This window comes from Flavobacterium sp. CLA17 (genome assembly GCF_013112255.2).
Classification (GTDB): domain Bacteria; phylum Bacteroidota; class Bacteroidia; order Flavobacteriales; family Flavobacteriaceae; genus Flavobacterium; species Flavobacterium circumlabens.
In genome coordinates this window covers 4,694,053-4,709,748 of the sequence record NZ_CP068294.1, presented here as the reverse complement: position 1 = coordinate 4,709,748, position 15,696 = coordinate 4,694,053, and the positions used below count along the sequence as shown (strand labels likewise).

Here is a 15,696-nt window from a genome sequence, read left to right as displayed (position 1 = left end):
TATTATGAATAAGAAGATTTTTTTACTGGTAATTTTACTATCGGTGTCGACCGGTAATTTGATTTTTTCACAACAAAAAATCAGGCCCGGAAATGTTCACGAACCTTTTTTCTGGATCAAATCCAGAGCGAATGGCGATGCTTATTATTGGGAAAACCTCACAAAGAAAGAAGCAAAAATACCCGCCAATACGCAAAAAGGAGGCGCTTTTAATTTCAATCCGAGTATCGCTTTTGATAAAGCAAAAGATTCCCTGATCCTGCCTTTGGGTACTGACACTAAAAGAAGACAGACCGTATTTATGGTTTACAAAGTAAAAGACAGTTTGAAAGAACAGCTTTTATGGACGATCAATGATGCGAAAAAAACGGTTTCTGTTGCAACAAATAAACGCCTGGCCGATTTAAATAAATACAACTACCAGTCGTACAGCGAAAAGGTAAAACCACAAAAAGCCAATATTCACTTTTTTCAGCAAAATATCACAGACAGTGTTGCAAAGCCATCATCCCTGACCATTGGTTTAAAATCGAAATTTGAAAAATTACCGCCGGAAGAATTCAACGGCAATATAAGTGAAATCCTCGTGTACAACCGCATTTTATCCGGAGTCGAAACCCAAAAAGTAGCAAGTTATCTGGCCGTTAAATACGGTATTTCGCTTTCTCAGTTTGAAATTAAAAATTATCTCAACAGTCTGGGTCAGACGATTTGGGATGTTGAAAAGCATAAAGGTTTTGAGTCCTCTATCACAGGAGTCGGAAGAGACGATGTAAGTGGCTTATTGCAGGTAAAAAGCAGTAATATGGTCGACGAAGGTTTGCTGACCATGGAACTGAAAAGCAAGAGCAATACAATTCCGGATCATTATTTTGTTTTCTGGAGTGATAACGCAAAAAATCTACTGGTTAAAAAACAGGAACAAGGGGAACCAACAGGCGTTGACAGACAATGGCAGATTGATTTTGCCCGCACTTCAGATTTAAAGCTGGATTGGACTTTTGATCCGAAATTTATAAAAGGAACCCTTCCGAAAGACAGTTATTACTGGCTGCTGGTAGACCATTCCGGAAAAGGGACTTTCGATGAAAATAATTCCGAATACATTAAGTTGGGAAGCACTTCGAGTAAGGAAAAGCTGAATTTAAAAGACTTTAACTGGGACAAACAGCTGTCCGGTACAACCAAATTTACATTGAAAGTAGCACCGCAAATGTTCAGCCGTGTCTGGATTACGCAGGCGAATTGTAATGTGAATGCTTCAGGTGAACTAAATTATAGCATTGAAGGCGGAGAAGCTCCTTTTACCGTGACTGTTAAAAAGCAAGGGAGTGACACCGTTTTAAAACAGTGGAGCCAGACCGCAAAAAGCAGTACGAGTGTTTCCCTTTCTTCCGGGAATTATGATTATATCGTTCGGGATTCGAAAGGCAATTTATATTCAGAAACCGTTTTTGTGGCCGATAAAGAGGGAACATTTCCTGATTTAAAACCGGAATACCAACTGGCAAACGGAAACGCTGTAATTCTCGATGCGAGCCTTGACCTGCCGGAAGGGAATTATGAATACGAATGGTATTACGAAGGTAATTTTTTAGATAATAATCCGAAGATCTTAGTAGACCAGCCCGGTAACTACGAACTGCGATTATCGAGTGACCAGAAGTGTAAAACATCCAGTAAAATTGCAGTGAAGACAGACGGAAAGGAAAATCCGGAGGCTACGGTTTTAATTTTATATCCCAATCCAACAATCGACGGTCATTTTACGATTGCCATGCAGTTTGCACATAAAACAAATGCCACCATAACCGTATATACTCCTACAGGTACGCTGCTTCAGCAGAAACAGTTTACCCAGATCGAAAATTATATCTACGATGATGTGATAAAAGCAGCATCAGGAATGTATCTCGTTACGGTGAATTCAGATTTCGGAACCAAGACTTTTAAAGTGATTGTGAAATAATCCGGTTTTGATAAAATAATAATAAACGATTGCCTCATAGACGATTTAATTATAGTATGAAAAATAAAATTATAATTCTTGTACTTTTAGTAAGTTCATTTTTGTTTGCCGTAAATTTTAAAAACTACGATATAGTTTCTAAATTTTCGCGTGATTTTTTTGAAGATGAAAACACGGCAGCCGTTTTAGATCCGATTAAGACACCTCCGGCAACAGCTAAGACCACACAGGTATTTAATGCCGATATTAAAGAAGGGTTTATTGGTGTTAAAGACGAATCGGATACCGATGATGCGTACGATAACGTGTTTCATCTGGCGGTGAATATTCTTCCTTCCGTTTATGAAAGTGCCTTTCTGGAATATGAATTATACGGATACGATCAGGCCGCTTCCATCTCGCGAAGTTTAAACAATCAGGCCAGTATAGGAGGTCAGTTTTTATCAAAAAACAACGAATGGACTTCACAATCGGAATTGCTTTCGGAGCAATCCTTGCGTCAGGGAGACAACGTTTTATTATTTACCGCACCCGAAGGAATTTCCAATAATTACAAGATAAAAAATGTAAGAATTGTATATAAGCCTACACAAGTTGCTGCTCCTTATACCTTATTAAAATCGGATAGTAAACTATATATCAAAGGAACCAATTTTCCTTCCCATATAAAAAAACTAACGGTTGGCGGTGTTACCATCGATGTAAATCAGCCCGAATTTGAATTGATTCTGGAGCAGAAAGATTTCAGTTCCGGCCAATCTGTTATTGTGACGAAAGAAACTACTACAGGAGTTATAACTACTGAAAAACTTAAAAGTAATGACTTCTTAAAAGTAGACAGCTTCAGGCCGCTTGAAAAGGCAAAGGAAAGTTTTGCTAAGACCATCAATTTCCAAACGGAAAACAGATTGGAATATAAAGAATTTCTGGCCGTTTTTCCAATAGGCGCCTTAAAAGCAAATGTTCAGGTATCGGTAAGCGGTTTACGTAAAATAGATATTGCCCCGCTAAATTCTGCCATGGTCAACGTTACGGGAACCAATGCAGGTTTCAGGTTATTGCCACACGGAACCATTTTCGAGAAAGCCGTAACCTTGTCATTGCCTTACGATAAAAAAACAATCCCGGAAGGTTATACAGAGAAAGACATCAACGTATTTTATTTTGATGAAAATAAAAGATTGTGGCAGGAAGTAACCAAAGATTCACTGGATATCAAACAAGGAATTATTAAGGCCAGAACCACTCATTTTACCGATTTTATTGCCGGAATTATAAAAATGCCTGAATCTCCGGAAACTTCAGGCTATACGCCAACCAGTATCAAAGATCTAAAAGCGGCAAGTCCGTTAGTTGGCATTCAGTCTATAGCACCTCCATCAGCAAACGGAAAAGGAACGGCCAGCACAGGTTTCGGAATTGTTATTCCAAACGGAAGAGGCGGTATGCAGCCATCGTTTAGCCTGCAGTACGACAGTGATGGCGGACACAGCTGGGCGGGAACGGGCTGGGATATTTCGGTACCTGCGGTGAGTATTGAAACCCGTTGGGGAGCACCACGTTATGATGCCCAGAACGAAACCGAAACTTATGCAATCGCAGGCGAGCAGCTGATTCCAAATACGCACAGGGCAGCCTGGGTAGGAAGAACAGCCGACAAGCAGTTTTATCCAAGAAGAGAAGGTGCTTTTCAGCAGATTATCAGAAAAGGATCGTCTCCTAAAAATTATTATTGGGTAGTAAGGGATAAATCCGGTGTCGCCAGTTATTACGGAGGAAATGAATCAGGACTCGCTGCCAATGCGGTCTTGCAGGATGCTTCCGGAAATATAGGACATTGGGCACTTTACTTTCAAATCGATTTAAAAGGGAATACCGTACAATACGAATACGATAAAAAAGACGGCGAAATTTATCTTAAGAATGTATACTACACCGGTTTTGGTGCAGAGAAAGGAAACTATAGCGTTTCGTTTATCAACAATGGCGATTTGGGTGAAACCAACAGGCCTGATGTTCAGGTTTCGGCCAGACTTGGTTTTAAGCAGTTAAACAATCAGTTGTTGCGAAAAATCGAAGTTCGTTATAAGAATCAGATGATCCGCAGTTACGAGCTGAATTACAAAGAAGGTGCTTTTAAGAAAACATTGCTTCAATCGGTTTCAGAATACGATTCGGAGTCTAAATTGTTTTACACCAATACACTGGATTATTTTGATGATGTTCGTGATGCTTCGGGAAAATACAATCCGTTTGGGCCCGAACAAGTCTGGACTGTTCCGAGTGATAATATCAAGCAGGGATTTACGGGAATAAAAGATTTTGAAAGCAATCATACGCTGGCAGGAAGTACCAACGGAACATCAACGGGTATTAATTACAGAATAGGTGTAGGCTTACCAACTTTTGGCACTTTCAAAAATAATACGATTGGTGCTCATGGAGGAAACAATTGGGGAAAATCAGAGACATCAATTATACTGGAAGATTTAGATGGCGATTCATATCCGGATAAAATATTTAAAATAGGAAATGATATTTATTACCGTAAAAATTTACATGCTACGCACCCAAATTTATTTGGAGAAGCGATAAAAATCGAGGGAATAAAAAACCTGGGAATCAACAAAAATAAATCATTTAGCTGGGGAGTAGATGCCAGTGTAGGTTTTGGAGTAGCTTCAGCTAATGTTGGTTATGACGAACAGCGTACAACCAATCGAACGCTTAGTTATTTTATGGATTTTAATGGTGACGGACTAATTGATTTTGTTAACAATGGAAAGGTTTATTACAACCGAATTGTAAATGGTATTCCTGTATTCATGACATCAAGTGCACAAACGCCTTCACCGGTTTCAGGCGGTGGAGATTTAGCGCTTACTATGCCGGACCGTACATTGGAACTTCAACAATTATTAGATAAAAATCCATTGCATGATGTCGTTCGTGTTTGGCAAGCTCCTGTAAAAGGTACTATTATTGTGAATCAAAACTATCAGCTTCTTGAAGATCTTTCTGATGAAAGACAGGAATACAAAACAAGAAATGGCTTGGATAAAGCTGACGGAGTACATTTGTATTTCCAGAAGAATAATGCTATAATCTGGGATGAAGTCATTACAGCTTTAGATTATAATCAAAAAACAAAACCAGCTCAAACACTTAATGTAGAGAAAGGAGAACGCTTGTATTTCAGAATAAGTTCTATTAAGGATGGAAATTACGATAAAGTGATTTGGGATCCTAAAATAGAATATACTCAGGTTGAAAAAAGAACTACAACATCAAATTCTTTAGAAACAATAAATGCTACAGCAAAAGATGCAAATTTAATCACATTGAAAAACTTTCATGCAGCTGAAGATTTTTTTGCCAGCCAGGCCAATTCTATCGTAGTGCCAAAAGCGGGAACAATATCATTTTCAGGGACATTTAAAAAACCGGTTACCTCAGATCATATTACCTTAAAAATTGTCAAAAATGTAATCAATACGACCGGCACGACAATTCTTTATGAGAGAAAATTTTTAGCATCAGAAGTGGTTGAATTTGATTTGTCAGCACTGAGTTTTTCAATACCTGATGACAATATATTCATTACAACAACCTTAGAATCATCAACAAATATTGACCTTAACCTATTATTTGCAAATCCGTCATTGATTCTGCCAAATATTCCAAATTCAATACCTGAGGATAACATACGTAAAGTTGATGTTGGACATAGTTTTTATTCTAAAATAGATGGAAATTATATAATTGACGGTGTAAAACCGGACGTAACAGGAAAATTGAAGCTGTTTGTGAAAACTACGGATTATACATTGACTACCAGTTTGAATAGATCTAAATATAGCGGAAAAGTAATAATAACTGCTAAACAAAATGGTTTATTGGTTGGCCGTGTCACTTATGCTGTCACTAACGGTATTTTAAGTCTTACAACTTCTACTGCTGATTTAAATTATAACTATCCAGATGCTCAAAAAGATGTACCAATAGATTTAGAAGTATATGTAAGTAATCCTGTTCTGAATGAAGTTTTAACAACATATCCTAAACTAGGAGCCTTAAACATTAATTACGAAATAACAGATTCAGTTACAGATCCTGCGCTTCCGGTGTTATGGGAAAAAGCTACAAATGATTTTTCAATCTATACCGACTTAAGTGAAACCGAAAATAATTTTGGTTTGCAATATAAAAATTGGGGACGCTTTATTATAAACGGTAATCTTGCAGGCAATCTAATCGATCAGGCAAAACTTAAATTTGAAAATAATAGCGGTATTGATCCTAATAATTTTCCGGATCCAAATACTTTAGATCCTGAGAATATGCCTGGAGAATTCGATACAGGGAAAGAATACTTTTTGCCAATGAGCGCTGTTTATTCTGATAACATTCTATACGGAGGTGAAAAAGCCAGTTTTATTCAGAACGAGTATATGGGAACCAATCGTTTAGGGGAAGATGATTTTGCTGAATATACTGATTTCTCTTCGCCTTTAACTGGTCCATTATCAGGAGGAGAAACTGAAGCTCTTGATATGATCAACGAAAGCAAAAGCCGCAGTATTGGTGGTGGTGCCGGTGTAGGTGGCGCCGGAGGTGGTATTAGCGGAGGATTAACGAAATCTTCGGGTGATACTTATGTAGTTCAAACCATGAGTGATTTAAACGGCGATGGTTTTCCGGATTATATCATAGATAATAAAGTACAGTATACAACTCCAATTGGAGGAAAAAGTAGCGATGTAACAGGTATAGGTGAGTTTAGTCATTCTAAGACCAATAGTACCGGCGGAAGTTTGTCAGGAAGCTACAATCATGGTGCACCACAAAGTTCGCTACAAATGACCGTTAGCAAGGGGAAAGTTAAATTTACTTCAGGCGCAAATGGTAGTATACAAGATGCTCTGAAAGCCGGAGGAACCATTAGTTTAGGAGGTACTGTAGGAAAAGGAGAAGATCGCTCTGAACAAATTTTCTCGGATATTAATGGTGACGGACTTGCAGACAGAATCGAAACCAATGAAACGGTTTCGTTTAATACCGGTTACGGATTTTTACCGGCTGAGCGTTGGGAAAACATGAATGTAATTAACAAAGGAACTTCGCTTGATATTGGTGGAAGTGCCGGATACAGTGTTATGAACGGATCTTTTTCAGGAGGGCTTAATTATTCCAGAAGCACCTCAGACAACAGCCATTCCTTTTTAGATATCAATGGTGATGGTCTTGCAGATAAGATCGAATATAGAGACAATACTGTTTTGGTCGAATTAAATATGGGGAACTCATTTGCCCCTGCCATTACTTATCCCCGATACGAAGCGATGACACGAAATACAGGGGTAAGTTACGGAGGAAGTGTTGGGGCATCGTATGATATTCCTTTAATTCCGCCATTTGTTGTAATGAAATTAACACCAAGTTTTGGAGGAAGTTTTGGTGCTAATACCTCTCGCTCCGAAGCTTCTTTTTCAGATATTGACGGTGATGGAAATTTAGATTATATCTTATCAAAAGATGAAGATAATTTAGTAGTACGCCTTTCCAATATCAAAAGAACCAACAAACTTAAAGGCGTAACCAATGGTGCCGGAAATAGTTATGTAGTAGATTATGAGTTAATAAAACCAACTTACGAAAATCCATCAGCCAAATGGGTATTGCAATCCGTAGATGTTTTTGATGGGTATGTGGGTGATGGTATCGATCACTCTATTGCAAAATTCAGGTACGAAGACGGATACTACGATCGTCGTGAAAGAGAATTTTACGGTTTCGGAAAAGTAATCCAGGAACAGATTGATGCTGCTGATGACTCCGTTTTTGCAACAACAGTTCAGGAATTTTACAATCAGGATTATTTCCGTAAAAATCTTGTAAAGCGTTCTTATGCTTTAGATAAAAATAACAAAATGCGTCAGGAATCTGAAAACGAATATAGTTTTACAGATGTTACAACGCAGGCTAGTGTACCGGTATCGGAACTTAATTTAGCATCATGTGATGATAAACGTATTTTTGTCGGAATGATTCATGCCAATCAAAAAGTGTTCGAAGGCGGAAGTGATTATCTGGAAACCAATACATTTAATACCTACGATGCCAACGGAAATATCACACAATATGAAGATCTAGGAAATGGAACAGCCAATGATAAAGTAACGGCAAAAATAAGTTATTACGAAAGTACAACGCCTTACTATGGCGGAATTCCAAAACAATTGGAAGTATTTACAAACGAAGGTTTACGTCGTAAAAGAGCGACCACAATCAACACCACAACAGCCGAAGTTACCCAAATAAAAAATTACAGCGCGGCAGATAAAATTGCACTTACGGATCTTGCTTACGATACGTACGGAAACCTGCAAAAAATAACAGGTCCTGCCAATCATAAAGGGCAGCGTATGACATTGGATTATACGTATGATACGGACAATCATCAGTTCATGACGGAAATCAAAGATGCTTTTGGTTACCAGAACAAAACAGAATTCGATTATCGTTTTGGAGTGCCTGTTAAAACTACCGATCGTAACGATCAGGGCAATATCATGACGTTAGATGCAAAAGGACGTGTAGCGACTTTAAAAGGACCTTACGAAATTGCCTCAGGCAAATCATACACTATTGCGTATGAATATTTCCCAGAAGCCAAAGTACCGTATGCCAAAACCAAAAATTACGATCCGGAATTAGACAAAGACATCGAAACTTTTACGTATACAGATGGATTAGGAAGAGCTTTGCAGGTAAAGAAAACAGCCAGTTTATTTACAGCGGCTGGCAGTGCAGATCAGGAAGCTCAGATTGTTTCCGGAAAAATTATTTACGACGGATTGGGTCGACCAGTAACCAGTTATTACCCAACGACAACAACTACCGTAGATAACAACTTTAGTAACGCATTATCAAATGTAGCACCTACTAAGACAGAATATGACGACGCAGGACGTGCCGTAAAAATAACCCTCCCGGACGGAAGTTCTAATACAACAACTTTTGCTCTTGATAATTATGAAGGAGTTCCAGTATTGCGCATCACACAAAAAGATGCTTTAAACAAAACAAATCAGACCTATACTGATGTTATGGGCAAGAATATGGCCAGTCTGCAAAATGATTTGCTGACCAAGTTTGAAACCAATGCATTAGGAGAAAACATAAAAGTAACCGATGCCATGGATCATATCACCAAAAGCAGTTACGACTGGTTGGGCAGACGAGTTGAGTTTACACATCCTGATGCGGGAACTATTACTATGCAGTATGATTTAGCAGGAAATCTAATTTCCCGCATTACGCAGGATATTAAAAATACCGTTCCAAATGCTGGCGCGATAGAATATGTATACAATTATAACCGTTTAGAAACGATTAAATATCCTAAAAACCCACAGAATAATGTACGATACAATTATGGTAAAGCCGATGGAACAGTAGCGCGCAGAGGAAGATTATGGTTTGTACAGGATGCCAGCGGAGGACAGGAATTTTTCTACGGTAAACTAGGAGAGGTCGAAAAAGAAATTCGTACCCTTCGTATTACACCAACGGATATACAGACCTATATTTCGCAATACGAATACGATACCTGGAACCGTATTCAGAAAATGACTTATCCTGATGGTGAAGTGGTGGAGTATACCTATAATCGTGCAGGAAACCTGCAAAGCATGCAGGGTAAAAAAGAAAGCCATACTTATGATTACATCAAACAATTGAGTTATGATGAGTTTGAGCAGCGCAAGTACCTAAAGTACGGGAACGAAACTGAGACCAACTATACCTACGATGCTGTTATGCGAAGGCTACAACAATTGCAGGTAAAGAGCGGTACCAGACAAGTCATGAACAATTCGTATAGTTATGATTTGGTGGGGAATATTTTGGGTATTAAAAATACCGCTCCGGTAGTAAACAACACCTTGGGCGGAACTTCGAATCATGAATACCAGTACGATGATTTTTACAGGTTAAAATCGGCAAAAGCAACCTATCAGGGAGAGTTTACCAAGGCGAGTTATGAGCTAAATATGAGCTATAACAAAATGCATAATATCACCAGGAAAGACTTAATACATACGGTAAATAATGAACAAAAAGGCTATATATTAGATTATAATTACGATAACGAACTGCATCCTAATGCGCCAAGTAAAATTGCAGAAACAGGAAAATTAGGGTCAAGGCAATACGATTACGATGGCAATGGAAACCCAACGAGTTACTCTGAAGAAAAGAGTTTCAGAAAAATGACATGGGACGAAGAAAACCGTTTATCAGGTATTAATGATAATGGAAGGATTCATCAATTTACTTATGATGCAGGCGGAGAAAGAGTTATTAAAAGCTCAGGAGATTCTCAAAACGTCGCCATTAACGGAGAAACAGCAGCAACCATTGTACATACTGATGATTATACAGGTTATGTAAGCCCATATTTTGTAATAAGTAAAGGGAAGTTTACCAAACATTATTTTGAGGGTGCAGGACGTATTGTAAGTAAGTTAGGAAACGGAACTTTTGCACAGCCTTTGGGAATTACAGCCGGAGGTGTAAACTATACCAAACTAACAGCAGAACAACAGAAAGCATTAGATACTTATGTAAAAAGTTTAGGTGTACCACCTGGTCCTCCAACACAACAAGGTATCTATGCTACACCGGAATTTACGGGAGATCCATACCCAACAGAGGTATTAAAACCTGTGGAAGAAAATCAGGAACCACCGGAAGGCTGGCCAAGAAATCCTATTTTTAACGCTCCGGGCGATGTTCCGGGACCACCGGTACAATTTGGCCCGCCTATAGAACCAACAACAGTTAAACCTGGAGAAGGATTTACAGGAATAGGTCTGCCGGAGAATGATATTTTTTATTTTCATCCTGATCATTTGGGAAGTACTTCGTATATTACAGCCCGAAATGGTTCTATATCACAACATGTAGAATATATCGCTTTTGGAGAAGTATTATTTGAGGAGCATTCATCTAGTTTTTCTTCCCCTTATTTGTTTAATGGGAAGGAGTTGGATCGTGAGACGAATTTGAGTTATTATGGGGCGAGATATTTGGACATGAAGACCTCACTTTGGCTATCTGTTGATCCTCTGGCGGAGAAAATGCCAAATTTTGGAGCATATGTATTTAGTTTTAATAATCCAGTACGATTTATTGATCCCGATGGACGTTTAGCAGGAGATTTTTATGATGAAAATGGAAAGAATATTGGTAGTGATGGTATTAATGATGACAAAGCATATTATGCAAGTAGTGTAACTAAAAATAGTAAAGGAAATGTTGTTTCTGCTAAAGATAAACTAGAATTAGGAGTTAAAAATTCAGTATTAAATCAACTCGCAAATACAGTTGCTGAGGAATCAAGTGGCAATATGCAAGAATCTTTTGCTTTAGCATCTTCAATTGTTAATTTAGCCAATTATAAAGGTAAGACTATAGCGTCTACTCTAAAAACTGAGGGAATATATGGTTATGGTAATGGTGGTAATTCTACCAAATATAATAATAATTCAGAATATGGTATGCAAGCTGCAATGAATGCAGTAATGGGAGGTATTGATTATTCAAATGGTGCAACAAGATGGGATGGGTTTGATTTAGCAACAAAAGGATGGGATCATATTAAATCTAGAACGGTTGGATTAGGAATTAGCACATCAGATTTTAATACATTTAAAGGCTTCTGGACCGATGCAAATTTGGCTAAATATTCAGGGAATAAGAATGCTGTTTTTAATTCAGATTTTAATATGACCGGAAGTTTACTAACATACTCGCCGGCAAGCCAAGGAAATTTTAAAGGAATGGTTCTTTATAATTCTTCTGCAGCATATGGAGGAACTATTTTTTGGAAAGCAACTCCAAATTTTTCTATTAAAAGTACAAATTTTAATCCAAATATAAATTATGAGAAGATTAAGGGGAGGACAAGCAAGCCTTTATAACATATTATTGTTAGTATGTATTTTATTTTTTTTTAATTGTCAAAAAAAAGATCAATTAAAAAAAGATGAAAGTAAATTTCCAGCTGGTTTAAACAAGAATCTAAGTAAGGAAGCTTTTTTTGAGTGCAGTACAGCTAAGGATACAGTTTTTAAAAATGGAGATTATATTAGATTTGTGCCTCTTAAGAAGAGTTATGGTATTGAAATAAAAATACGTGGGATTATTGATACCCTTAGTAATTACTCCTTTGATTGTAATTCTTATAATGGAATGATTCCAAAATTATTGTTTAAAACTGATTATATTGTTTTAACACAAGGTTCAAGTACTAATTACAGATATTTAATAACATGTAGTTTAAATAATGAAAAAGATAAGATAGATGTCAATAAGTTCGAAAACGAAATTGTAGAAATTTCGGAAAGTGAAATTTTATTTTTTCAAAAGGATAGTAATGTTTTTTTCTTTAATAGAAAAAATGGAAAATTATTTTTTAAAAAATTACCAAATGAGATTTTTAATCATAAGTTTAAAAAATTTGAACTATATAGAGATAAAGTTAGAATTGTTTTTGAACAAGGATATTCATTAACTTATAAACTTAATGAATTTGCTAACGTATTGCATACAGGGAGTTAAATAATGGTTAGATTTTACGTATCGGCTGTGCAAAACGATAGTGCGGAATTCTTTCCCTGCGGGTAAATCGCATCGAAAGAATAGAAAAACTAAACCTTGGAAATTGCGAGGTTTTTTTATGTTTTAGAAATTCCAAAAAGCAAATTATAACCGCATTATTTTGAAAGCATGCTCGTTTTATATTTACTTGAAAAAGATAATTCATTTAGCGCGAGCATCTTGCTAGTGAATGCAGAGTTCCTCAAATGAGTTTTACTCCTTATTCAGATACTAAATACAATAAATATTATCAGGCTGGTAGAATCAATCTTAAATCTACAGCTGTTTATAATAAAACTATTTTTTGGCAAACATTAAAAGGGAAAGATGTAATTAAAGCTTATCCTTGGAGTATTCCAAATCGTCCAGTTGAACCTGGTTTTTTAGATAATTTTAAAAAATAATAAAAATGCAAATCTCAAAATTTCTATTTATATTGTTACTAACAGTTGGAAGTTGTAATAATACGGTCAAAAATGAAATCTCTGTAGTTCAAAATAAAAAATCTGTTATAAAAAATAAAACGGACTATTCAATCATTGAATTAATTGAAGATAGTAAAAAGAGAGCTGATTATGAATTTAATAATTCAGGTAGATTAATGAAAATTAGTGAATATCTTAATAATGGTGAATTAGAAAATGAAATTAATTTTGAGTATAAAGATGATAAAATTGATTTTGTATTTTTAGGATCTAATAAATCAAAAGATGATTGGTTATCCAATTACTATATAGACATTGAATTGTATAATAAATTTTTAATTGAGAAATCTATTAAAATTGATAAACCTTTTATGATTGTTAATGAGGTAAGTGACCTTCAAAATTTAATAAGCAACATACAAGATTTTCAAAAAAGTAGATAAAAATAGTGAAACAATATTTAAATCAAAAAGAATAAAACTCAACATTACATTTAATCCATCTACAATGGAGAGATTTATACCTCAAAATTCTATTATAAGTTATTTTCAATATGTCTTAAACAAAGATGGGTTTATAGAAAGTGAAATTATTAAATTTAATGATGGTACTTTAGAGATTAAGTACATATATATTCAAAATGAAATTAATGAAATAACATATTTTTTAAAATATAATGATGGAGAAACTTTGCAATTACATAAAAAGTTTAACTTATTATAAAACTCGACTTCTATTAATATATGCAACGATAGCGCGGAAATTCTTTCCATGCCTGTAAAGCTCATCGACAAAGAGAAATCGAATAAAAATAAAAAATCCCAGCTGTTCGAAGTCTCCCGACTTCGAACCGTCAAAGAAAATCGACAAAGAATAGAAAAATTAAACTTCGCAGAAATGCGAAGTTTTTTATGTTTAAAAATGAAAATACGAAATAAAAGCATTGCACTTATCCTTTAGGTATTACAGCTGGAGGAGTGAATTATACCAAGCTAACAGCAGAACAACAAAAAGCATTAGATACATACGTAAAAAGTTTAGGAGTTCCTCCGGGACCACCTACGCAACAGGGTATCTACGCGACACCGGAATTTACAGGTGATCCATACCCAAGTGAAGTTTTAAAACCTGTGGAAGAAAATCAGGAACCACCGGAAGGCTGGCCGAGAAATCCTATTTTTAACGCTCCGGGCGATGTTCCGGGACCGCCCGTACAATTTGGTCCGCCAATAGAACCTACGACAGTAAAACCCGGAGAAGGATTTACAGGGATTGGTTTGCCGGAGAATGATATTTTTTACTTTCACCCTGATCATTTGGGAAGTACTTCATATATTACAGCGAAAAATGGGAGTATAAGCCAGCATGTAGAATATATTGCCTTTGGGGAGGTATTGTTTGAAGAACATTCCAGTTCTTTTTCTAGTCCATACTTGTTTAATGGTAAGGAGTTGGATAGAGAGACAAATTTGAGTTATTATGGAGCTAGGTATTTAGATATGAAAACTAGTCTTTGGTTGAATGTGGATCCATTAGCATTATATAATCCAGCAAAAGAAGATGAATTTTATTTTGATGGTGATCATAACGGAGGGGTTTATAATGCTAAAAATTTAAATGCATACGGATATTGTTATCAGAATCCAATTGTTCTAGTTGATCCAAATGGGAAACAAGCTATTTCAGGAGCTTTAACAGGATTTGTAGTAGGTGCATTATCTGAAATTGTAGCACAAGTTGGCTACAATATGTTTGTTAATAAGTATAGTATCGAAAGTTCTATGAGTAAAATTGATATTTCAAATGTTGTTGTCGCTGCTTCAATAGGTGGAATTACCGGTTCTATAACTGGGGGATATGATAAAATTGCTAAACTAGTTTCAGATCCAAGAGCTTGAAAAGTGATAGAATTTGGGATTGAAAAAGTAATTGATCTTGTCGCAGAAACAATAGAAAACGTTGCAAAAGATTATTTTAATGATGAAAAGATAACTGTAAAAAGCATTAAGAAAGCAATAAAAGGAGCTTTGGTTGAAGTAGGTATTGGTAGTATTCCACTACCTAGAAAATATACTAAACGTATAAATAAAGCTGCCGAAAGAATTGCAAAATTAAAACCAGTGGTAAAAATGCGCGGGAATAATTCTAAGTATGGAAGACAATTATCAGAAGCACAGGCTGAGAAATTTGTTGAAGGAGCTAAACAGAAGACACAAGAAATAATTAAAAATGCAACTGGAGAAAGTTCAGGGAATTATACGACAAAAGATGATTAATAAAAAGATAATTTTTATATTAAATATGGTTTTTCTAGTATCACTAATTTATTCTTTTTATTACTATCAAGAAGTAAAAGAGATAGTTAGTAGAGAAAGTAATACTTATATTGTGAAAAATAAATATTCCCCAGGGAGAGGCGTAAATTATATTATTGTTTACAATAAAAAAGAGTACATTATCGAAGCTCAGGGCAATAAATTAAATATTAATTCCAAAATAGAATTAATTTATAGTGACAAGTACGATACTTTTTTTTATCCTAATAATTCAAAAAAACAGGAAAAATATATATGTGGTATTATAATTTTAATTGTGGCTTTTAATTTAATTGTATTTAAAAAAAATAGATAATTTTTC

General features: G+C 35.8%; 9 protein-coding genes. All 9 read left to right on the top strand.

Annotated features, from left to right (window positions below):
* Positions 1 to 4: 4 nt before the first annotated feature.
* The 9 genes from HAV12_RS19310 to HAV12_RS19270 all read left to right on the top strand — a co-directional run bounded on the left by HAV12_RS19310 (position 5) and on the right by HAV12_RS19270 (position 15,690).
* The gene (locus HAV12_RS19310; RefSeq protein ID WP_171571071.1) at positions 5 to 1,969 is read left to right on the top strand and encodes a T9SS type A sorting domain-containing protein; all 1,965 of its coding nucleotides are present in this window, start codon (positions 5 to 7) and stop codon (positions 1,967 to 1,969) included.
* A 56-nt stretch (positions 1,970 to 2,025) separates the two neighbouring features.
* Entirely contained in the window at positions 2,026 to 11,955 is a 9,930-nt protein-coding gene (locus HAV12_RS19305) for a SpvB/TcaC N-terminal domain-containing protein (RefSeq protein ID WP_171571070.1), read from the top strand.
* Positions 11,918 to 12,595: a hypothetical protein gene (locus tag HAV12_RS19300; protein ID WP_171571069.1), complete on the top strand. Its 678-nt coding sequence runs from the start codon at positions 11,918 to 11,920 to the stop codon at positions 12,593 to 12,595. Before HAV12_RS19305 ends, HAV12_RS19300 begins: the two co-directional genes overlap by 38 nt.
* A gap of 245 nt (positions 12,596 to 12,840) precedes the next feature.
* Entirely contained in the window at positions 12,841 to 13,038 is a 198-nt protein-coding gene (locus HAV12_RS19295) for a hypothetical protein (protein ID WP_171571068.1), read from the top strand.
* A 5-nt stretch (positions 13,039 to 13,043) separates the two neighbouring features.
* Positions 13,044 to 13,502, top strand: a complete 459-nt coding sequence (locus HAV12_RS19290) for a hypothetical protein (protein WP_171571067.1) — start codon at positions 13,044 to 13,046, stop codon at positions 13,500 to 13,502.
* Positions 13,503 to 13,566: 64 nt separating this feature from the next.
* The gene (locus tag HAV12_RS19285; RefSeq protein ID WP_171571066.1) at positions 13,567 to 13,782 is read left to right on the top strand and encodes a hypothetical protein; all 216 of its coding nucleotides are present in this window, start codon (positions 13,567 to 13,569) and stop codon (positions 13,780 to 13,782) included.
* 254 nt (positions 13,783 to 14,036) lie between these two features.
* Positions 14,037 to 14,957 (top strand): RHS repeat domain-containing protein, encoded by a 921-nt coding sequence (locus tag HAV12_RS22960; protein WP_171571065.1) that lies wholly within the window; start codon positions 14,037 to 14,039, stop codon positions 14,955 to 14,957.
* A gap of 3 nt (positions 14,958 to 14,960) precedes the next feature.
* Complete coding sequence (locus HAV12_RS19275) at positions 14,961 to 15,335, top strand: hypothetical protein (protein WP_171571064.1); 375 nt, start codon at positions 14,961 to 14,963, stop codon at positions 15,333 to 15,335.
* Complete coding sequence (locus HAV12_RS19270; RefSeq protein WP_205423335.1) at positions 15,328 to 15,690, top strand: hypothetical protein; 363 nt, start codon at positions 15,328 to 15,330, stop codon at positions 15,688 to 15,690. Before HAV12_RS19275 ends, HAV12_RS19270 begins: the two co-directional genes overlap by 8 nt.
* The last annotated feature ends 6 nt before the right edge of the window (positions 15,691 to 15,696 follow it).